The sequence below is a fragment of the Myroides sp. N17-2 genome (assembly GCF_002286775.1).
Lineage (GTDB): Bacteria > Bacteroidota > Bacteroidia > Flavobacteriales > Flavobacteriaceae > Flavobacterium.
Map to the genome: position 1 here is coordinate 32,994 of NZ_NSGJ01000028.1, position 22,443 is coordinate 55,436.

Here is a 22,443-nt window from a genome sequence, read left to right on the forward strand (position 1 = left end):
GTATTTAATTAGCAAAAATAGCATTAGTTTTGCAATTGGATAAGTAGCACAGTTACTTAAGTGTAAAATTAATGTTACCAAAAGGTTAAGTAATAGGAAATTAATAGAAGAATATGGAATATATAGGGTATCATTTTAATATAGAGCCAAGAGATTTAGGTACAGAAATACTTATAGCGGAGTTAGGAGAGAAAGCATTTGAAAGTTTTGAAGAGACTGCTACAGGAGTAAGTGCTTATGTACAGAAAGGAATGTGGACTGAAGAAATATTAGAAGATATATTTATCTTGCAGTCTGATCAGTTTACTATTACCTATAGAAAAGAAGATATCGAACAGGTAAATTGGAATGAAGAGTGGGAGAAAAACTTTGATCCTATTGATGTAGAAGGTATATGTTATGTAAGAGCTCCTTTTCATGAGAAAACAAGCGCTCAGTATGATATCGTAATCGAACCTAAAATGAGCTTCGGTACAGGACATCACGAGACAACATTTATGATGATACGCCAAATCTTAAATAATGATATGCAAGATAAGGAGGTATTAGATATGGGATGTGGTACAGCTATTTTGGCTATACTAGCTGCTATGCGTGGTGCTAAACATGTAGATGCTATCGATATTGACAATTGGTGTTATCAAAACTCTATAGAGAACGCAAGTAGAAATAACTGTACTAATATAGACGTGTTCGAAGGAGATGCTTCTATTATTACGACTACACCTAAGTATGATGTAATCTTAGCGAATATTAATAGAAATATCTTATTAAACGATATGGATAAGTATGTTGCTAGTTTACATAAAGGTGGAGCGATATACTTCAGTGGATTCTATACTGAAGATATGAATGCAATTAAAAATTGCGCAGATAAGAATGGTTTAGTTTTTGAAAACAATTTTGAAAAGAATAATTGGGTATCTTTGAAGTTCATAAAGGCTTAATTTTTTTAAAACATTATTAGATATATATTATGAGTACACAAGAACAGATTCAAGAGAAGGTAGATGTAGCGGAGTTATTGAATGGAAATAGTGAAATTATTCTATACAATGATGATGTTAATACATTTGATCACGTTATTGAAACTCTTATCCGTGTATGTGATCATACATCAGAACAGGCCGAACAATGTGCAATGCTAGTACATTATACAGGTAAGTGCACAGTGAAAACGGGAGAGTTTAAAAAACTTAAATCTCAATGTTTACAGTTGCTAGACGCAGGTCTGAGCGCTGAGATTATGTAAGTAGATTAGTGAAAATACTTAAAAAAAAAGGAGTATTTTGAAAATTATATAAAACAGGTTGTTTCCCAATGGAAATAACCTGTTTTTTTTGTGTTTTGTTTTGAGTGAGTCCATAGTGAGTCCATAATGAGTCCATAGTGACTCCATTGAAATAAGCTTTTTAATGGAGTCACTATGTATTTACTATGCAGTCAATATACATTCATATAAAAGCAAATAGCAACTTCATTAAGAATGAATGCTTATTAAAAGAGATAGTGTAAGATTTTTTGGTAAGATGTAATCGTAGGGATAATGTCTTTCTATGTATATAAGGTTGATATTAGAATTTTATCCTTTATAATACAAGTGAATTATTTCTAATAGAATAGAATTAATTAGATGAGTGCAAGATACGATATTTATATTAAATGTTTAATATACAGGGTGTAGTATCATGTGATTAGCATAACTCTAGTGTGGAGATCTGTTAAAATATAAAAGGGCTATCGGTTTAAGATAGCCCTTTAGGGTAATTATTTGTTTTTAAACTTTAGACCAATGAAAGTACGAGTAGGGTTACCCCTTTCTACTTTCGTTTGGTTTAGCCACGTATTCTTTTCTTCTAGTTTGACTTCATTTAATGCCATATTCTGAAGTTTTTCTAGTATTCTTTCGGTAGCTAATTTTTTGTTTTGGTGCTGAGATCTGCTATCCATTGCTAGTACAGTAATACCTGTAGGTAGGTGAGTAGCTCTCACAGCTGAGCTAACTTTATTGACATTTTGTCCGCCAGCTCCCGAACTGCGTACAGCTTGGTATTGAATATCACTGTCACGGATGATAGCATCATTTGTTCTAGTGCTTTCAAAGATACCGATGTACCAATTCTTCCTTTTGTGTTTAGGTCTAAATGGACTTTCACAAATCCATTGTATAGTACCTAACCATGTACTCAAAAAAGTTTCAACTTCTTTAGACGTTTCGACGATTTGGATAATGACCGACGCGCCATGTGCGTCGGTATCATCCTGTATTGGATCAACTTTAATATTGGATTTGACTGCGTCGTCTATAAAAAGTTGTGCGATCTTCTCAACGGCAAAATCACACTCCTTGGGACCTCTACCTGCTGTAATCTGAATAAATCTTGCCATAACTACTTATCCATTCTTACAAACTTAGGAGTAAAACTTCCCAATACTTTTACTAATTCACTTTGAGCTTGCATCACAGCATTGATGTCTTTATAAGCCATTGGGGCTTCATCAATACCCCCTCCGATGAGCTGAACGCCAGAAGAGCTAAGCTCTTTCTTAATATCACTCTTTGTAAACCTTTGTTTACATGCCGCACGAGAGTGTAAGCGTCCTACACCATGAGAAGCTGAATTTAAGCTCTCTGTATTCCCTAGACCTTCGACTATAAAGCCATTCGTAGTCATCGATCCAGGTATAATTCCCAATTGTCCTTTCGCTGCAGGAGTAGCTCCTTTGCGGTGAACGATTAGTTCTTTATTATCTATCACCTCTTTCCAAGCGAAGTTATGATGGTTTTCTATGGTAAAAGCAATGTGCTTACCTAAAGCTTTTGCGATACGACGATGGATGTCATCGTGACATGCCTTTGCGTAATCACCCGCTAGATTCATCGCTAACCAATACTCTTGGCCATCATGTGTGTTGAGGTCTAACCAAGCTAGATGCTGTGCATTACTTGGTAGAGGACATTGCTTGGTCGCTAAATATGTATAGTGCTTAGCAATATTAGCCCCTAAACCTCTCGATCCACTATGTGAAAGAACTGCAATATATTCTCCCGGTTCTAGTTTCCACTCAGGTTTAGTCTCTGTTAATCTAACGATACCAAACTCTACGAAGTGGTTACCTCCACCAGATGTTCCTAATTGTTTATATGCCTTATCTAATAAACTCTTGACAAAAGGAATGTTCTTAAACTCCTCTCTACTAAAGACTTCATGGTCCGCTTTAATCTTATGTGTGTCATACATACCGAACTTTGTGTGTTCTGATAAGATGTTTAGCAACTGATGGTCTTTTCCTTTTAGAAAGTTGGCAGGTAGATTAAATACCGATAGACTCATTCGACAGCCTATATCTACACCTACTCCGTAAGGAATGACCGCATTATCAGTAGCTAGTACACCTCCGATAGGTAGACCATAACCATAATGAGCGTCAGGCATTAATGCACCCTGTACTGCTACAGGTAGTTTTAAAGCAGTATACAGTTGATACTTAGTCTGTTCGTCTATTGCATCTTCCCCATAGATAGAGAATGGTACTCTATTGGTATTGAGTTGATGTTTTTTGACTTCTACTTGCTTTATCATACTCTCTGCTACTTTGCCCCAGATACCGTCTCCCATATAGGACTCGGGGTTCTGTAGTACTAATTTAGCTTCTTCTAGTATGTTGTTTTTATTCTCTTTTTTCTTGTATCTATTTACTTGCCCTAAGGCGATGTTTATTGTATTGTTTTGAGGAAAACCTATTTTAATAAAGTCTTTCCCAGAAAGTTTCCTTCCCATGATGTAAAATTTAAATTGACTAATATGATCAATTGTATATACTACAATTGATTTAATTTTTACTGATGATCTTTAGCATCTATCAGTCAATTCGGGCAAACTAAGAATATGCACTCGATATCGTAATAATAGTTAGTTATACAGGATAGCTCTTAATTAGTCCAAAAAACATACTGAAGTATGGTTTTAGAACAAGTGAAAGATCTGTGAAGTAGAACTAGCTAGTAGTCGATGGCTATGCGGATTCTAAGTTTGATTTTGTTAAGGGTCCGGAATAAACAAAAAAAGCCCGAATCAATCTTCGGGCTTTTCTATTATATGTAAAATTGTGATATTTTAAATAAGAGTAGCGCGAAGACACACCCCAGCAATTCCTGCTGATGTGAATGATGTAGAAGTATAATTTAGTACAAACATTGTTCTTCGTTTTTAAATGGTTAAACCTTAATTCGTTGCAAATGTTGCATAAAAGATTTGGATTATGCAAATAATTTTGGCTAATTTTATTTTAGAGTGAATTTATGATTTGAAATTGTTTTTAATAAATCTAGTATATTTGTTTAAAAATTAGAAAGATGAAAAAGATTTATTTATTTTTATTAGGATTGACCTTATCGCTTCAGTCATGTGTGACGAAAGAAGAATTATATGTAAAAGATAATGGAGCAATAGATTATACGTTTAAGATGGACTTTAAGGAGTTACTTCAGAGTGTGCCTGATAAGAACGCTATTTTTAAAGGAGATGCGGATAAGATAGCCCTAATTAGTGGTCAAGAACTAAGTATCGATCAGATATTAGACTTCGCAATGCTTAAGGAGAAGAATGGTGCCTTTAAGAAAGATAGTATTATCAAAGCCAATAAAGAGCTGTTTGACAATACGAAAAATGTCCGTTTTATGGTTAACATGAAGGATTCTCTAGCTGATTTTAATATGAAGGTTAATGCAAAAGATATCGCTGATCTAAACCAATCATTGATTAACATTAATAAGATTACGGAGAAGTCTAATGAGTTCGATAAGAAAAAGGACAGTAAGAAGCAACCTCCTTTACTAGTTGAAAGTAAATACAGTCTTAGCTCTAAGCAATTTGAGCGTAAAGTAGTGACTAAAGGAGAGGATAAGACAAAAGATATGGGAGAGTTAGGAGCTATGGCGGGTATGTTTAGCTATGTGCTAAAAGTAAGCTTTGACAAACCTATCAAATCTGTGTCTATTAAAGATGCTAAGATAAGTAGCGATAATAAATCGTTTGAAAAGACTTTCTCTATGACGGAGATAGCTGCTAATCCTAAGGTATTAGAATATCAAGTAGAGTTTAAGTAGAACTTAGACCTATGTAAAAATAAAAAGAGCTGTCATCTAAATTAGAGACAGCTCTTTTCTATTAGGTTAAACTAGATAACTATAGTTTATTCATATTTCCAGCTAAAGCTTCGATAAATTTACCGATAGGTCCTTTTACCATCATCGCCATCATCGGGTTAAAGCTACCTTCAAAAGTAAGTTGTACTTCCGAATTATTAGCATCTACTTCAGTGATATTCCCAGTTAACGTAAAAGGAAGTTTTTCACTAGCAGCACCTAAAACAACTTTAGAGTTAGGAGTTTGTTCTTTTTGCTTTAATTTGATTTCAGGCATTCCTTTAAGTGCGAATATAAAAGAATCATCACCAGTTACTTCAAATTTAGCAATAGACTCAGGCATTAACTTCTCGAAGTTTTTAACATCAGTCAACGCATTAAAGATATATTCAGCTGATTTAGCTACGTTTACTTTTGGGCTTTCTAAGTTCATATATTCTGTTTTTAGGATATTATTATTGGTTCCATTCAGCAGGATTCTTTCTCCACTCCTGTAGAGTTTCAAGATCACTGTCTGAAATGTATTTTTGGTTTACTGCATTTTCTAATAAAGAAGTATAGTTACTTAGTGTAGTAAGTTCTACACCAGCATGTTTAAAGTTGTCTTCCGCTACTTGAAATTCGTATGTGAAGATAGCAGCCATTCCTAAGATATTCGCTCCATTTTCTTTTAATGCTTCTACAGCTTGTAAGCTACTTTTACCAGTACTGATAAGGTCTTCGATGACGATTACTGATTTACCAGCTTCTAATTGTCCTTCGATTTGGTTTTGTCTACCGTGTTTTTTAGGTTCAGGGCGTACATATACGAAAGGTAATTCTAAAGCTTCTGCTACTAATAATCCGATACCGATAGCTCCAGTAGCTACACCAGCGATAACATCTGGCTTGCCATATTTGGCTACAATGTTCTCAGCAAACTCTTTTTGTAAGAATTTTCTAATCTCAGGATAAGACAATGTAATACGGTTATCACAATAAATTGGAGATTTCCATCCTGAAGCCCATGTAAAAGGATTTTTAGGATTTAATTTAATTGCGTTAATTTGCAGAAGTGACTCGGCAGTTTTGTGTGCTGTTTCTTTATTAAAAATCATAATACAAATGTATAAAGTTTTTGTAAACGACAAACCATTGTTCTTAACAGATAAAATCGAGAAAGAAACCGATTTTCAACTGTTCTTATTAGATAGCGTCGATATTGACAAAATTATCATTAAATATTTTCAAAATAAAATTGATAAGGCTTTTTTATATCATCCAGACGAAAAAGAGATTCTAAAAAAGATAAAAGAGAAGATTCCAGTACAGAAAGCAGGAGGAGGAGTTGTGTTTAATCCTAAGGGAGAAGTATTATTTATTCTTCGCAGTGGTAAATGGGATCTGCCTAAAGGTGGTATCGAGAAACACGAAGAGATGGAAGAAACTGCTATCCGTGAAGTGGAAGAAGAAACTAGGGTATCTCAATTAAAGATAGTGCGTAAGCTACCTAAGACCTATCACATCTTTAAAAGAAATGGCAAATATAGGCTTAAGATTACCACTTGGTATGAGATGACTTCTGACTTCGATGGTCCATTAGTAGGGCAGATAGAAGAAGATATAGAGCAAGTAGCTTGGTTAAATAAAGAGCAAATCAGAGAAGCAATGAATAACTCTTATGAGAATATTAAATTGCTAGTAGATGAGTTGGGTATTTTAGATTAGAGCATATAATCGATATAATCAATCCATTTTGAATTATATAGAAGTATACTTGCCCAATACTAGAGGTATTCTTGCTGAAAAGTACTTGTCTGGGTAGTAAACATCAAGTAATCTGCAGCTATTGTGCAATAAATTTGAATGACCACAGATTTTAGTGTCATAAATCAAAAAAGCCTATCTACTTTAAAATAGATAGGCTTTTTTGATATTTTGGGTTATAATTTTACTGTAGAAGGGACTAATTTAGAATAGTCGCCTTTGTTTCGTATAACATCTCTAACGATACTTGAGCTAATAAATGAAGTACTAGCCGCTGTAAGTAAGAATACGGTCTCTAACTTCGTTAAAAATCGATTAGTATGTGCTATCGCCTTCTCGAACTCAAAGTCTGCAGGATTTCTTAGTCCTCTAAGGATAAACTGTGCATCAACTTTAAAGCAGAAGTCAGTAGTCAATCCCTCATATGTAGCCACTTTAATCTTCGGTTCATCTTTAAAAGTATCTTCGATAAACTTCTTTCTCTCTTCTAGAGTGAACATATATTTCTTATCAGAGTTAACACCTATAGCGACGATGATTTCGTCAAATAGTGGGATAGCTCTTCTTATTATATCACAGTGTCCGTTAGTAATAGGATCAAACGAACCTGGTAAGACTGCTCTTCTCATAATACTATATTATTTAGTTTGCTTCTGTAAAGCTAAAACAATTGCATTGTCAAACAAATCTGCTAATGGGATATCAGCTGCTTTTGACTGTTGAGGTAAGATACTTTCATTCGTAAGTCCAGGTACTGTATTCATCTCTAATAAGAATGGTACGCCATCTACGATGATAAACTCACTACGAGAGAATCCTGACATATTAAGTATTCTGTATATTCTACCCGCTATTTCAGCTATGGCATCTCTAGTGGTATCGTCTATTCTAGCAGGAGTGATCTCTTGAGACTTACCTAAGTATTTTGCTTCGTAATCAAAGAAGTCATTCTCAGATACTATTTCCGTCATCGGTAATACTTTGATTTCTCCTTTGTAATTAATCACACCAACAGATACTTCTGTTCCGTTTAAGAAGCTTTCGATAATAATCTCGTTGTCTTCTTTATAAGCTACTTCTATAGCAGTAAGAAGTTCTTCAGTAGATTTTGCTTTAGAGATTCCGAAACTAGAACCTGAACGGTTTGGCTTTACGAAACAAGGTAATCCTACACGTTGAATAATATCTTCTGTATTGATAACATCACCTTGGTTTAAGTAATATGAAATAGCTGTTTTGATCCCAAAAGGTTTTAATACCGATAGCATATCTCTTTTGTTCATTGTAAGGGCTGCTTGGTAATAATCACAAGAAGTGTGAGGCATATTAATTAATGCAAAGTAAGCTTGCATTAGTCCATCTTCACCTGGAGTACCGTGTATTGCATTAAATACGACATCAAAAGTTATTTTGTTTCCCTTGTATTGTACAGAGAAATCATTCTTATCGATAGCGAACTCTTCATTGTTTTCATCTACATATACCCATTTATCTTCAAATATATGGATAGGGTAAGGGATGTACTTAGAACGGTCAAGTGTACTGCATACTACTTTACCACTATTTAATGAGATTTTATACTCACTAGAATATCCTCCCATTATTACTGCTACGTGCTTCATATAGAGCTAAATTTTAATACTTTACTACGTTTTGGTACGTTGTATTTGTTTAAAACAAATTTATAATAAAACATAGAAACAAAAAATGTTTTCGATTTTATATCTTTGCTCAAAATTAATAGATATGAAATTAACTGATTTTTTAAAAAGTAAACCTTTTTTCGTCTCTCTAGCTGCGGCACTTATTATCGTGATACTAGGTGTGTTTTTAACACTTAAATGGTTAGCACACACTACTAACCACGGAGAAAAGATAGAGGTTCCTAACTTGATAAAATTAGATACAGACCAAGCAATACAGTTGTTACAGAAGAACGATTTAGATATGGTGATCTTGGATACATTGGACTACGATAAGGATTTTCCTCCATTGAGCATCATTGAACAAGATCCTGCACCTAAGACAGGAGTTAAGACAAATAGAAAAATATATGTAAAGATAAATGCCTCTGGTTATGGTAGTGTGAAGTTACCTAGACTAGAAGAGTTGACACATCGTCAGGCATTATCTACTATTCAGGCACTAGGGCTAAAAGAAGGAACTATTACGTACCAAACTTTTATTGGCAAGGATGTTGTATTAAAAGTGTACCAGAATGGTAGAGTTTTAAACGAAGGTGATAAAGTGGCAAAGGATTCTAGAATAGACTTCGTACTAGGTGATGGTAGAGCTGGAATGTCAGAAGAAGAACTTGATGAAGCTCCAGCAGTAGATGATTCTAATAGCAGCTCTAATAGCTCTAATGAGTTTGATTTTTAAAAAGATTTAAATAAGATTAATGCAAGAAGATAATGTAGAGATGTTCGATGACTTAGAGAATGAGTTGTTTGAACATCATAGATTTGAAGCAGGTAAAGGACAAGCACCTTTACGAGTAGATAAGTTCCTTATGAATTTAGTAGAGAATGCTACTCGTAATAAGATCCAACAAGCTGCTGCGAATGGTAATATATTCGTGAATGAAGAGCCGGTAAAGTCTAACCATAAAGTGAAGGCAAATGATGTAGTGCGTGTGTTGATGAAACAACCACCATTCGAGAATATCATTATACCTGAGAATATTCCATTAGATATCGTATATGAAGATGATTCGTTATTAGTGGTGAATAAACCTGCAGGACTAGTAGTTCATCCAGGACATGGTAACTATACTGGAACGTTAGTGAATGCGCTAGCATACCACTTCGAGAACTTACCACTTAACAGTAGTGAGAGACCAGGATTAGTACACCGTATCGATAAAGATACAAGTGGACTATTAGTAGTAGCGAAGACAGAATGGGCGATGACAGAACTTCAAAAGCAATTTGCTGAGAAGACATCAGAGCGTGAGTATGTAGCGATGGTATGGGGTAACGTAGAAGAGGAAGAAGGAACTATAGAAAGCTACATCGGACGTCACGTTAAGGATAGAATGCAGATGGCTGCTTTCGAAGATGAGAGTATGGGTAAATGGGCTGTAACGCACTATAAGGTATTAGAGCGCCTAGGATATGTGACATTAGTATCATGTAGATTAGAGACAGGACGTACACATCAGATTCGTGTTCATATGAAATACATCGGACATACCTTATTTAATGATGAGCGTTATGGAGGGAATATGATCTTGAAAGGAACTACATTTACTAAGTATAAGCAGTTTGTAGATAATTGTTTCTCTGTATTACCGAGACAGGCTCTACATGCTAAAACACTTGGATTTACACACCCTATTACTAAAGAGAGAATGACATTTAACTCTGAAGTACCTACAGATATGGTAGAGTGTATCGAGAAATGGAGAACGTATGCGCAAGCTTCTAACTTCGGTAACAAAGTAGATAATATGTAATTTACTCTTTATATGTGTAATACATATTTAAGGAATACAAACAAAAATAGCCTCATCAGACGATGAGGCTATTTTTGTTTTTATACAATTCAAACTATTGTATTGTAAAATCTATTCTAAAATGTTGTAGATAGTCTTATTCTGGGTTAAAAAAATATAAAATAGGGAAGAGTAATTAAATTATTTTAGTTACTTTGTTGACTTTAGGATAAAATGTTTAATCAATTTAAAGAGCACGTAGAGAATAACTTCGCAGAGTTATTAGATCATCCATTGTTATTAGCTGTCAGTGGGGGAATAGATAGTATAGTCTTAGTACATTTATGTCATAGATTAGGACTAGATATAACTATTGCACATTGTAACTTTCATTTGAGAGGAGAAGATAGTAATGGCGATCAAAAGTTCGTAGAAGAGTTTGGAGCTCAATTAGGTGTTCCTGTTTTCGTAGCAGAGTTTGATACAGAACAGTATGCCGAAAAGCATAAAGTCTCTATACAGATAGCAGCACGTGAATTGCGTTATAACTGGTTTAAGGAGTTAGCTGAGCAGGAGAATAAATCCTATTTACTGACAGCGCATCACTTAGATGATTCGATGGAGACATTCTTAATCAACTTATCTAGGGGGACTGGAATAGAAGGGTTGTTAGGAATACCTGCAAGGAATGGGTATATCAGAAGACCGCTATTGCCATTTACGAGAGAGGATATTGTTAATTATGAAAGTGAACATCAGATAGGCTGGAGGGAAGATATTACCAATAGTCAAACTAAATATTTGCGCAACAAGATTCGCAAGAATATATTGCCTTTGCTTAAGGATACAAATGCACATTTTAACCAATCGTTTATGCAGACGATGGAGTATTTACAGCAGTCAGTAGATTTAAGCGAAGATGCGAGTAAATATTATTATAGTCAGGTAATCACAGAGAAGGGAGGTGGAGAGCTAAGTATAGACTTAGAGAAATTAAAAGCACTGTCTAATCCTAAAGCTTATTTATATAAGTGGTTATCACCATTGGGATTTACAGCATGGCAAGACATAGTAGAGTTGATAGAGGCTACCTCAGGGAAGATGATTTATTCACCTACGCATGTGTTGTTAAAGAACAGAGGAGAGTTTATAGTAAAACCTCGTTCTGTAGAAAAAGAGAATAAAGAACAAATATATTATTTAGAGAACAAACAAACATTAACCCAACCACTAACGATCAGTACGACACCTTATGAAGAGAAAGAGTTAATAACAGATACTTCGATTATTTATGTAGATGGAGATCTATTAGAATTTCCATTGATAATACGCAAATATAGAAGTGGTGATAAGTTTATCCCTTTTGGGATGCATGGCACGAAGAAAGTGAGTAAGTTCTTTAAAGACGAAAAGTTTAGTCAATTTGACAAAGAGAACACTTGGCTTTTGTGCACTAATGAGAATATTGTATGGGTTATCGGTAGTCGAATGGATGAACGATTTAAGGTAAAAGATACAACAACAAACATTATTAAAATTCAAATTAAACTATGAGAAAATTAGCTTATTTGCTACTTTTTTTATTGTCATTTATATCGGTTCAAGCGCAGTTAAATGCTGATCCAGTTAAATGGCAATCTAAAATAGAGAAAAAGTCTGACACAGAATATACGATCACATGGGATGCTGTGATAGAGAAAAACTGGCACTTATACTCACAGTATAATCCAGAAGGAGGATCTCTACCGTTAGAGTTTATCTATAATAACCTAGAAGGGAATTATACGTTAAATGGTAAAGCAAAGGAAAGTGAAACAAAGACTTCATTTAATGACGTATTTGGAGTAGATGAGATTTACTTTGTAGATACAGCAAGACTTGTTCAGAACGTTAAGATAACGAAGGGAACAACAGAGAATATCCAAGTAGAGGTTGCTTTTCAGGTGTGTGATGAGATGTGTATCAGTCAGAGCAACTTTTTTGTATATGACTTAAAAACACTTACTACAAAAGAAGTAAAGAACTTCGAGGATTTAGCAACTACAACAGTAGATACTAAGGCTACAGAGGATACTTCAGGAGAAGTAAAAGCAACAGCAACTCCTGTTAATAAAGAAGAGAAGAAAGGTTTATTCACAATATTCTTCTTGGCATTCTTATCTGGATTTGCAGCCTTACTTACACCATGTGTATTCCCTATGATTCCTATGACTGTAAGTTTCTTTACTAAACAGTCTAAGACTAGAGCTAAGGGAATTAAGAATGCCATTATATATGGACTTTCTATTATCCTTATCTATGTGATATTAGGAACGATAGTGACTGCCGTATTTGGTGCAGATTCATTAAATGCACTTTCTACGAATGTGTATTTTAATATTATCTTCTTCTTGTTATTAGTGATATTCGCTACTTCATTCCTAGGAGCATTTGAGATTATGTTACCTAACTCGTGGGCTAATAAAGTAGACTCACAGGCAGATAGAGGTGGTATGGTAGGTATATTATTTATGGCATTAGCACTAGCTATTGTGTCATTCTCATGTACAGGACCTATCGTAGGAACACTATTAGTAGAGGCAGCATCTAAGGGAGGAATAGCGCCTATCGTAGGAATGTTAGGATTCTCATTAGCATTAGCGTTGCCATTTATGTTATTCGCTATGTTCCCAGGGTGGTTAAATTCTATGCCACGTTCAGGAGGATGGTTAAATACAGTGAAGGTATCTTTAGGGTTTTTAGAGCTAGCTTTAGCATTCAAATTCTTATCTAATGCTGACCTTGTATTACAAGCGCATTGGTTAGAGAGAGAAGTGTTCTTAGCGATCTGGATAGTAATCTTCGGAGCATGGGCACTATATTTATTAGGTAAAATCAGATTACCACATGATAGCCCTACAGACAGTATATCAGTAGGTAGATTATTTATGGCGTTGTTTGTATCTATATTTACGGTTTATATGATTCCTGGTTTATGGGGAGCACCGCTTAAGATTATCTCAGGTTTCCCACCGCCAATGACTTATTCTGAAAGTCCGTATGGAGTAGGAGGAAAAGGAGGTAGTGGAGCATCTGTTGATCTAGGAGCGTTACCTGATGGAGCTAAATTAGGGGCACATGATATCATTGCTTTTACTGATTATGAAAAAGGGATGGCGTATGCGAAGTCAGTAAATAAACCTGTATTACTTGACTTTACTGGATATGCATGTGTGAACTGTCGTAAGATGGAAGATTATGTGTGGTCAGATCCTTCTGTATTATCAATCTTAAAGAATGATATTGTACTTATTTCTCTTTATGTAGATGATAAAAAAGAGTTGCCAGAGAATGAACAATACATCTCTGAGACTACAGGTAAGAAAGTAAAAACAGTAGGTAACAAATGGAGTGATTTCCAAATGAAGCATTACCACGCTAACGCTCAGCCTTACTATATCGTATTAGATAAAGAGGGTAACCGTCTTAACGAAGCAGTAGGATATACTCCTGATGTAGCTGAGTATAAGACTTGGTTAGAAAGCGGAATTAATAAAGTAAAATAATATTTACTAGTATATTTAAAGACAAGCCACGTGAACTTCACGTGGCTTTTTTTATTGTTTATAGAGATGACATTAAGTAGGTAAGATAAACCCAGATTCCGCACTCGCCCAATACTGCGAATAAATTCTACTTTACACCTCTTTCATTTCTTCTAAAACCATGCTATAGTATGCTTTTTTCATAAATTCAGAGCTGTTTTGTATAATTTACTCTTGTTAATAGGTCTATCGCGTATTCTAGGATAAAAAAACACAGTCCTTTTGAGAAAATTTTAAGAAGAAAGTTAATACATTTGATAACCTCCTTATGTAGGAAAATAAATTAGTATTAATCATCATATATAGTTGTCTAATTCAGCATATAGTTGCAAGCTATTATTAGATTAAAAATAAGCTAAGAAAAATGAAAAGAAGTTTAGTTGCATTATCATTTGCTATGTTTGCTCTTTGCACACAAGCACAAGTACATACCCCGCCGACTAGTACGAAGTCTGAGGTACATCAAGTAGTAGGTCTTACAGATATGAAGATTGATTACTCAAGACCTAATATGAGAGGTCGTTTAGTATTCGGTGATCTGGTTCCTTATGGAAGACTTTGGAGAACAGGAGCGAATATGAATACCATTGTTACTTTTGGTAATGATGTAGAGATTGGGGGTAAGAAATTAAAGAAAGGTTCTTATGCGTTATACTCAATTCCCAAAGTAGAGGAATGGGAGATTATCTTCTATGCAGATACGAATAACTGGGGATTACCAGAGAAGTGGGATGAGAGTAAAATAGCATTATCTACTAAAGTTAAGCCTGTTGGTTCAGACCGCAAGTTTGAAACACTTACTGTGGCGATCAATAATGTGAATATTGATTGTGCTGATTTAGAGATTATGTGGGAGAAGACTATTGTACCTATTCGCGTTACTGTTCCTACAGATCAATTAGCGATGCAGAGTATTGATGAGACTTTTGAAGGACCAACTATCGTTGATTATTATGGAGCAGCTGAATATTACTATTTAACGTCAAAAGATCTTGCAAAAGCTTTAAACTGGGTAAATAAAGCAATAGAGAAGTCTGCGGATAAAGTACCATATTATTTTGTACGCCTTAAATCTCAGATCCAAGCTAAAGCAGGAGATAAATTAGCAGCTGTAGATACTGCTAAATGGGCTTTAGACTTAGCTGAAAAAGCGAATAACCTTGACTATATCAAGATTAATAAAGATGCTATCAGAGAGTGGAGCAAGTAATTAATTAGGAATTAAGATTGTACTTAAAATACTGATTATTGGATGCTTATAGCTAAATATATAAAGAAAGATAGTCCTTATGGGCTATCTTTTTTTATTACGGTGGTGTCGTGGGTGACACACATAATAATGCGTCTGTACCTTATGCGGAGGTCTCGAGTCGTGAAGCTGTAAACTGTATATATCCCCAATTCTTGTTACCCTATGCCGAAGGCAAACAACAAAAAAAGAACTTCACACCATCACAAAAAAACAAAACCACTATCAACCATTTTTTTATTTAAGTTTTTCCGATTCTATTTTGAATACTTTATCTTTGTGCCTTAACAACACAATCTAAAATATGCTAACAGAATTAAATGCTATTTCGCCTATCGATGGACGTTATAGAGGTAAGACCAATGCACTAGCTAATTATTTCTCAGAAGAGGCATTAATTAAATACCGTGTACTAGTAGAAGTAGAATATTTTATCTCTCTATGTGAGCACAATGTACCTCAATTAGCTAATGTACCCGCTTCAGTTTTTCCTGAGTTGCGTAAGATTTACCAAGAGTTTTCTACAGAAGACGCCCTGTGGATTAAGGAAATGGAGAAAACTACGAATCACGATGTGAAAGCAGTGGAATACTTTCTGAAAAGCGCATTCGATATTTTAAAATTAGAAGAGTATAAGGAGTTTATCCACTTCGGACTTACTTCTCAAGATATTAATAATACTTCTATTCCTCTATTGACGAAAGAAGCTTATGATGATGTATATAAGCCATCTTTATTATCTGTTATAGATAGATTAAAAGAACTTAGCCAAGAGTGGAAAGATGTACCTATGTTAGCTCGTACACACGGACAACCTGCTTCTCCTACTCGTTTAGGAAAAGAGATATACGTATTCGTAGAGCGTCTAGAACAACAGTTAGCTTTATTAGAGCAAGTACCTTTCGCAGCTAAGTTTGGTGGAGCTACAGGGAACTTTAATGCACACCATGTAGCATATCCAAAACAAGACTGGAAACAGTTTGGTACTAATTTCGTAGAATTAACTTTAGGGTTAAAGCATTCATTCCCTACGACTCAGATCGAGCACTATGATCACTTCGCAGCTTTCTTTGACGGATTAAAACGCATCAATACTATTCTTATTGACCTAGACAGAGATATCTGGACGTATGTGTCAATGGATTACTTCAAGCAAAAGATTAAAGCAGGAGAGATAGGTTCTTCAGCTATGCCACATAAGGTTAACCCTATTGACTTTGAGAACTCAGAGGGGAACTTAGGTATCGCAAATGCAATCTTCGAGCACTTAGCCGCTAAGCTACCATTATCTCGTCTTCAACGTGACTTGACAGACAGTACAGTACTTCGTAATGTAGGAGTGCCATTTGGACATACACTTATCGCTTTTGAATCTACGTTAAAGGGATTAAGTAAGTTATTGCTTAATGCTGACAAGTTTGCTCAAGACCTTGAGAATAATTGGGCTGTAGTAGCTGAGGCTATCCAGACTATCTTAAGAAGAGAAGCATACCCTAACCCGTATGAAGCATTAAAAGATTTGACTAGAACGAATACTGTGATTAATAAAGAAGCAATGCACAACTTCATTGAAACATTAAATGTATCTGATGCAATTAAAGCAGAACTTAAAGCGATCACACCAGCTAATTACTTAGGAGTAGATATTCTGTAATTAGTATACAGTTGATAATATAATAAGAAAAGCCTCTCATTTGGGAGGCTTTTGTTATTTGACAAAGAGTTAATGAATTTCTCTTTTTATTAATTTATATGTTTTTAAAACTTCTGTATCTATAGACTCTCCAGAACCTGTAGATATAAAAATGTGTAGTGAATTTTTTAAAATCAGTTTGTTTTTTGTTAAAGAAATTATTTCATGCTCACTATCACTATCAATTAAGATCAACTTGTTTTTTTTTATTTTATACGTGTTAGAAAATCCTTTTCGAGGAATACATCCTGTGTTGTTATCCCACTCTTTAATGTCAGCTGATGAGAAGTCAAAAGTAACATTATCTGTTTTGAAGATTATTTTTTCTGGACATATAGCTGCTGGATTTTTACTTTCTTTATTTATCTCTATGTTTGTCAACTCCCACTCTGTGTTTTGTAGTTTTAAGTTGTATTGACTTTGAGAGATATCATCATTAGAAGAACAAGAGCTAAATATTGCTAAGCATAAAATAGAAATTAAAAATAGGTAAAGTTTTTTCATATGGTTATTATTAGTTTAAAAGTAGATTTGCTCTTAATCTGTATTAAATGTATAAAAAAAGGCTACCCTCGAGTAGCCTTTTTAGTATATTTAAATCTAGTGATTTCTTATAAGTGGATTACTTCACCATAAGCCATCGCTACAGCTTCCATCACAGCCTCACTCATAGTAGGGTGTGGATGAACAGCTTTAAGGATTTCGTATCCAGTAGTTTCTAACTTACGAGCTACAACTGCCTCAGCAATCATATCTGTAACACCAGCTCCGATCATATGGCATCCTAACCACTCACCGTATTTAGCGTCAAAGATAACTTTAACGAATCCATCAGGAGTACCAGCAGCTTTCGCTTTACCAGATGCAGAGAATGGGAATTTACCAACTTTGATTTCGTATCCAGCCTCGATTGCTTTTGCTTCAGTCATACCTACAGACGCGATCTCAGGAGTAGCATATGTACATCCAGGGATATTACCATAGTCTAATGGCTCTACATGGTGTCCAGCTATTTTCTCAACACATAAGATACCTTCAGCAGAAGCTACGTGTGCTAATGACTGTCCAGGTACTACATCTCCGATAGCGTAGTATCCAGGTACATTAGTTTGGTAGAAATCGTTTACTAAGATTTTATCTCTATCCGTAGCGATACCCACTTCTTCTAATCCGATGTTCTCGATATTAGTTTTGATACCTACAGCAGATAATAAAACATCAGCTTCTAATACTTCTTCACCTTTAGCAGTCTTAACATAAGCTTTTACTCCTTCACCTGTAGTGTCTATACGCTCTACAGAAGAGTTAGTCATAATGTTGATACCTGTTTTCTTTAAAGAACGCTCAAATTGTTTTGAGATATCCTCATCTTCCACAGGAACGATGTTAGGCATAAACTCTACGATAGTAACATCAGTACCCATAGATTTATAGAAGTAAGCGAACTCAACTCCAATAGCTCCAGAACCAACAACAATCATTTTCTTAGGTTGTTGAGGTAATGTTAATGCTTGTCTATATCCGATTACTTTTTTACCATCTTGTGGTAAGTTAGGTAATTCTCTAGAACGAGCACCTGTAGCGATAATAATATGATCAGCAGAAAGTTCAGTAACCTTACCATCTTTATCAGTAACGTCAACTTTCTTACCTGGTTTTACTTTTCCGAATCCGTCGATAACTTCGATTTTGTTCTTTTTCATTAAGAATTGAACACCTTTGCTCATTCCATCAGCTACGCTACGAGAACGTGCAATAACAGCATCAAAATCTTTATCTACTTCACCACTAATAGTCAATCCGTAGTCAGAAGCGTGTTTAAGGTACTCAAACACCTGTGCCGATTTAAGAAGTGCTTTCGTTGGGATACATCCCCAGTTTAAGCAGATACCTCCTAAATTTTCTTTTTCAACAACTGCAACTTTAAAACCTAGCTGAGAAGCTCTAATCGCAGTAACGTAACCTCCAGGGCCACTTCCTAAAACAATAATATCGAATTTCATATATGTATATATTTCTATATTTTATGCTACGAAAATAATCATTTATTTCTGTTATTGAAAGTTTCACTCTGAAAAGTTGATACCTTGTGAGTAAGGGATTTGTAAGGTAGGAAGCTTATTTGGCTAATGTATACTGACATTTACTATCAAATAGATATATTTATTGATAATCTTCTAAAAAAGTACGCGCTATATAGAAAGGAAAAAATATTGAGTATTTTAAAAATTGTGAAGTAATATAAAAGAAATATAAGGGAATAGACTATAATTACTTACAAGAAAGAGTACAAAAAAAAGCGATAGGTGAAATGCCTATCGCTTTAAGAGTTATCCTTTTGAAGGATTATATATTTTCAACTTCTTTGCCGAATTGAGAATCATACAGGTTTTTATAATAACCTCCTTCTAATTCTAACAAGTCTTTATGTGTTCCTTTTTCTACTATCTGACCTTTATCCATCACGATGATTTGATCTGCATTAACGATTGTTGCTAATCGGTGTGCGATGATGATAGACGTTCTATCCTTTGTTAGATATTCAGTAGCTTTTTGTAACAATTCTTCTGAGTGCGTATCGATAGACGAAGTAGCTTCATCTAAGATTAGGATACTCGGATTACTTACATACGCACGTAAGAAGGCGATAAGCTGACGTTGTCCTGAAGACAGCATCACACCACGCTCTTTTACGTTGTAGTCATATCCTCCTGGTAACTGTAAGATAAAGTCGTGAATACCTATCTTTTTAGCAGCTTCGATGACAGTCTCTCTTGATATAGCAGGATCGTGTAGTGTAATGTTGTTATAGATGGTATCACTAAATAAGAACACATCTTGAAGTACCACTGCTACTTGTTTGCGCAGTGTAGCTAGTTTATATTCATTGATGTCTGTTCCGTCTATACAGATAGATCCGCTGTCTATGTCATAGAATCTATTTAGTAGATTAATGATTGTAGATTTACCAGCACCAGAGCTACCGACGATAGCTATCGTACTACCAGATTCTATATTAAGGTTGATTCCCTTTAGTACTTCGTGATCTTCGATATAACTAAATCTCACATCCTTTAGTTCTATTTTTCCTTTGAACTGAGGCGCTTCTATTGTTCCGCTATCGTTGATCTGTTCTTCTGTTTCTAATACATCGAATACACGTTCTGCAGCGATTATTCCCATCTGCATCACGTTAAACTTATCTGCTATCTGTCTCAGTGGGTTGAATAACATCGTAATCAACATCGTATAAGCAAACAAATCTCCAAAAGAAGTTAGGTTATCTCCCTGTACGATAGACATTCCCCCATACCATATCACAAACCCCAATGTCAGTGATGACACGATATCTGCGATAGGGAAGAAGATAGAGTTATATAAGATATTCTTTAACCAAGCGACATTGTGCTTGTTGTTTATCTCTTTAAACTTCTCATATTCTATTTCTTCTCTAGAGAATAGCTGTACGATCTTCATTCCTGTCAAACGCTCTTGTACGAAGGTGTTTAAATTAGAAATCTGTGTACGCACTTCTTGGAACGCTGTTTTCATATGCATTTGGAATACACGTGTTGCATAAAGTAAGATAGGCATCGCTATTAATACAATACAACTCAGTTTCCAGTTCATATAGAACATAATACACAGTACCACGAACATCTTAAGCAAGTCACTGACAATCATAAATAACCCTTGACTAAAGATACTTGCTATAGATTCGATATCTGATACAGCACGAGTTACCAGTTTACCCACAGGTTCGTTATCGAAGTAACGCATTCTGAAGTTGATAATCTTATCGAATAGCTTCTCACGCATATCCTTTACGATATCTTGCCCAAGCCAGTTCGCCCAGTAGGTAAAGAAGAATTGAGATAACACTTCGAATAACAGGACTAATCCCATTAATCCGATATAGACTAACAGCCCTGTTTTATCTTGTTTCTGTACATACTCATCTACTGTTATTTTTAGCATATAAGGACGTATAGCCGCAAAGATAGAAAGGGATATAGCGAATGCGACTACCCAATTAAAGCGACTTTTATAAGGCTTTGCGTAGTCTAATATTTTTTGGAGTGATATAGATTTTAATGGTTTCATAAGTAAGGGTAACTAACTTGAGTTAAATAAAGGCCTTTTCCAGGAACAGAGAAGCCAGCTTGGCCTCTGTCTTTGCTCTCTATTATTGTTCTGAAGTCATCTAATGTTATTTTTTCTAAGCCTACACTGACTAAAGTACCGACGATAGCTCTAACCATGTTTCGCAAGAATCTGTTAGCAGAGACTGTGAAGACAAGTTTATTATCAGGTAGTACTGTCCAGTGGGCTTTATATATGGTACAGTTAAAAGTAAACACATCAGTATGCGTCTTAGAGAAACATTCGAAATCTTCGTACTCAAATAAGATTTGGGCAGCCTGATTCATCAGTTCTACATTAAGAGGTCTGAAGTGATAGTAGCTTCCGGCATTGCAGAAAGCATCTTTATACTGGTGTATGTGATAATCATAAGTACGTGCTGTAGCATCAAAACGTGCGTGTGCATCATCTGCCACAAGGTGTATATCAAAAACAGCAATGTCTTCAGGTAAATAAGAATTCATTCGCTTGATTAAAGAATCCTTGTCAAAGGGCATATCGTAATCGAAGTGTGCATACATCTGTCTAGCGTGTACTCCAGCATCAGTTCTACCTGCTCCTACAAGTTCTATAGGGGTGCGCAGTAGGGTGGAAATAGCCTTCGTAAGGACTTCCTGTACTGATATAGCATCTGGTTGTAACTGCCATCCGTGATAATGCGTTCCATTATATGCAAATTCTAAAAAATATCTCAATGTAATTCTCTTTGTTTTGTAAAAGGCAAATATACTTTAAAAACGCCATTAGGCAGATTATGTTATTATAAAATTAGGAATTAGTAATCGATAATGGGTGATGAGTTTTCGTTCATTGTAATTCTATTATGGGGTGTTTCAATTTTTAGGAAGTAAAAAATTATTACTACATTTAACTACATGACAAAACTACGCTTACAGAATTTCTTTTTTTGATAGGAAGGAACTTTTGGGCAAAAAAGACCGAAAAAGACCACTTTTTGCCTAAAAGGGCATTTAGTAATAATATAATGTGTTGATTTGTAGTATTTTGTTAATATTGGTGCACCCTTTTCTTCGGAAGGGCTGCGGAAGAATCCAACAATTGTTCGGAAAGAGGGGCTGTTTTCCGAAGAACTACAAAAGCCTTCTACAATCCCTCCCGAACAAACTCTTCAAAGTACCCTTCTCGCCCTTTTGTTTATAAGGGATTGACGGTTTTATGTAATTATGTACTGTTTAAGACAGCATAAGTAAAATTAGGCAAAAAATGGTAAAAAGTGGCGTTTTCTTCCCTTTGCTTAAAATTTCATTTTTACTCTTCTGATCTTTGCAAAAGATTTGAAAAGGGAGGAGGTACAGATTACAAATCTGCGCTAGCAAATTAGGTTTTATAATCCTTATCAAATTTAAGCAGAGGTTTATTTCCGTTATTTGGAATACTATTTTATTGGGCAATGCGTGAGGTATGTATGCGGTACGCTTGCTG

The 22,443-nt window shown here is 35.1% G+C and carries 20 protein-coding genes; 10 read left to right on the top strand and 10 right to left on the bottom strand.

What is annotated here, in order from left to right:
- Nucleotides 1-113 precede the first annotated feature (113 nt).
- On the top strand, nucleotides 114-947 hold the full coding sequence (gene prmA / locus CF599_RS12390) for a 50S ribosomal protein L11 methyltransferase (protein WP_121966335.1): 834 nt from the start codon (nucleotides 114-116) through the stop codon (nucleotides 945-947).
- Nucleotides 948-976: 29 nt separating this feature from the next.
- Complete coding sequence (locus tag CF599_RS12395) at nucleotides 977-1,252, top strand: ATP-dependent Clp protease adaptor ClpS (RefSeq protein ID WP_121966336.1); 276 nt, start codon at nucleotides 977-979, stop codon at nucleotides 1,250-1,252.
- Between the two features lie 515 nt (nucleotides 1,253-1,767).
- Here the strand turns inward: CF599_RS12395 and prfH are convergent.
- Entirely contained in the window at nucleotides 1,768-2,388 is a 621-nt protein-coding gene (gene prfH / locus CF599_RS12400; RefSeq protein ID WP_121966337.1) for a peptide chain release factor H, read from the bottom strand.
- Between the two features lie 2 nt (nucleotides 2,389-2,390).
- Complete coding sequence (locus tag CF599_RS12405; RefSeq protein WP_121966338.1) at nucleotides 2,391-3,782, bottom strand: RtcB family protein; 1,392 nt, start codon at nucleotides 3,780-3,782, stop codon at nucleotides 2,391-2,393.
- A 575-nt stretch (nucleotides 3,783-4,357) separates the two neighbouring features.
- Here CF599_RS12405 and CF599_RS12410 point away from each other — a divergent pair.
- Complete coding sequence (locus tag CF599_RS12410; RefSeq protein WP_121966339.1) at nucleotides 4,358-5,110, top strand: hypothetical protein; 753 nt, start codon at nucleotides 4,358-4,360, stop codon at nucleotides 5,108-5,110.
- 79 nt (nucleotides 5,111-5,189) lie between these two features.
- On the opposite strand, the gene CF599_RS12415 is transcribed toward CF599_RS12410, so the two are convergent.
- Nucleotides 5,190-5,582 carry an SRPBCC family protein gene (locus CF599_RS12415; RefSeq protein WP_121966340.1) on the bottom strand — a complete coding sequence of 131 codons (393 nt, stop codon included), beginning with the start codon at nucleotides 5,580-5,582 and terminating at the stop codon, nucleotides 5,190-5,192.
- Nucleotides 5,583-5,604: 22 nt separating this feature from the next.
- On the bottom strand, nucleotides 5,605-6,246 hold the full coding sequence (gene pyrE / locus CF599_RS12420; protein WP_121966341.1) for an orotate phosphoribosyltransferase: 642 nt from the start codon (nucleotides 6,244-6,246) through the stop codon (nucleotides 5,605-5,607).
- Between the two features lie 7 nt (nucleotides 6,247-6,253).
- Here pyrE and CF599_RS12425 point away from each other — a divergent pair, with 7 nt between their 5' ends.
- The gene (locus tag CF599_RS12425; protein ID WP_121966342.1) at nucleotides 6,254-6,856 is read left to right on the top strand and encodes an NUDIX hydrolase; all 603 of its coding nucleotides are present in this window, start codon (nucleotides 6,254-6,256) and stop codon (nucleotides 6,854-6,856) included.
- A 215-nt stretch (nucleotides 6,857-7,071) separates the two neighbouring features.
- Here CF599_RS12425 and coaD read toward each other — a convergent pair whose 3' ends face one another.
- Together coaD and CF599_RS12435 are read right to left on the bottom strand one after the other, a co-directional pair.
- Complete coding sequence (coaD, locus tag CF599_RS12430; RefSeq protein ID WP_121966343.1) at nucleotides 7,072-7,524, bottom strand: pantetheine-phosphate adenylyltransferase; 453 nt, start codon at nucleotides 7,522-7,524, stop codon at nucleotides 7,072-7,074.
- Between the two features lie 9 nt (nucleotides 7,525-7,533).
- Nucleotides 7,534-8,517: a D-alanine--D-alanine ligase gene (locus tag CF599_RS12435; RefSeq protein WP_121966344.1), complete on the bottom strand. Its 984-nt coding sequence runs from the start codon at nucleotides 8,515-8,517 to the stop codon at nucleotides 7,534-7,536.
- Nucleotides 8,518-8,641: 124 nt separating this feature from the next.
- Between CF599_RS12435 and CF599_RS12440 the strand changes: the two genes are divergently transcribed.
- The 6 genes from CF599_RS12440 (at nucleotide 8,642) to purB (ending at nucleotide 16,818) form a co-directional block, all read left to right on the top strand.
- A complete protein-coding gene (locus CF599_RS12440; RefSeq protein WP_121966345.1) occupies nucleotides 8,642-9,277 on the top strand; it encodes a PASTA domain-containing protein in 636 nt (211 codons plus the stop codon).
- 19 nt (nucleotides 9,278-9,296) lie between these two features.
- Complete coding sequence (locus tag CF599_RS12445; protein WP_121966346.1) at nucleotides 9,297-10,352, top strand: RluA family pseudouridine synthase; 1,056 nt, start codon at nucleotides 9,297-9,299, stop codon at nucleotides 10,350-10,352.
- 213 nt (nucleotides 10,353-10,565) lie between these two features.
- The gene (gene tilS, locus CF599_RS12450; RefSeq protein WP_121966347.1) at nucleotides 10,566-11,885 is read left to right on the top strand and encodes a tRNA lysidine(34) synthetase TilS; all 1,320 of its coding nucleotides are present in this window, start codon (nucleotides 10,566-10,568) and stop codon (nucleotides 11,883-11,885) included.
- The gene (locus tag CF599_RS12455; protein ID WP_121966348.1) at nucleotides 11,882-13,876 is read left to right on the top strand and encodes a protein-disulfide reductase DsbD; all 1,995 of its coding nucleotides are present in this window, start codon (nucleotides 11,882-11,884) and stop codon (nucleotides 13,874-13,876) included. The genes tilS and CF599_RS12455 overlap by 4 nt, the downstream gene beginning before the upstream one ends.
- Nucleotides 13,877-14,279: 403 nt before the next feature.
- The gene (locus CF599_RS12460; protein WP_121966349.1) at nucleotides 14,280-15,125 is read left to right on the top strand and encodes a DUF2911 domain-containing protein; all 846 of its coding nucleotides are present in this window, start codon (nucleotides 14,280-14,282) and stop codon (nucleotides 15,123-15,125) included.
- A gap of 343 nt (nucleotides 15,126-15,468) precedes the next feature.
- Nucleotides 15,469-16,818, top strand: a complete 1,350-nt coding sequence (purB, locus tag CF599_RS12465; RefSeq protein ID WP_121966350.1) for an adenylosuccinate lyase — start codon at nucleotides 15,469-15,471, stop codon at nucleotides 16,816-16,818.
- 69 nt (nucleotides 16,819-16,887) lie between these two features.
- Here the strand turns inward: purB and CF599_RS12470 are convergent, their stop codons facing one another.
- From CF599_RS12470 to truA, 4 genes are all read right to left on the bottom strand, one after another.
- Entirely contained in the window at nucleotides 16,888-17,361 is a 474-nt protein-coding gene (locus CF599_RS12470; protein ID WP_121966351.1) for a lipocalin family protein, read from the bottom strand.
- Nucleotides 17,362-17,468: 107 nt separating this feature from the next.
- Nucleotides 17,469-18,860, bottom strand: a complete 1,392-nt coding sequence (gene lpdA / locus CF599_RS12475; protein ID WP_121966352.1) for a dihydrolipoyl dehydrogenase — start codon at nucleotides 18,858-18,860, stop codon at nucleotides 17,469-17,471.
- Nucleotides 18,861-19,203: 343 nt separating this feature from the next.
- A complete protein-coding gene (locus tag CF599_RS12480; protein ID WP_121966353.1) occupies nucleotides 19,204-20,961 on the bottom strand; it encodes an ABC transporter ATP-binding protein in 1,758 nt (585 codons plus the stop codon).
- Nucleotides 20,958-21,695 carry a tRNA pseudouridine(38-40) synthase TruA gene (truA, locus tag CF599_RS12485; RefSeq protein WP_121966354.1) on the bottom strand — a complete coding sequence of 246 codons (738 nt, stop codon included), beginning with the start codon at nucleotides 21,693-21,695 and terminating at the stop codon, nucleotides 20,958-20,960. Before truA ends, CF599_RS12480 begins: the two co-directional genes overlap by 4 nt.
- Between the last annotated feature and the right edge of the window lie 748 nt (nucleotides 21,696-22,443).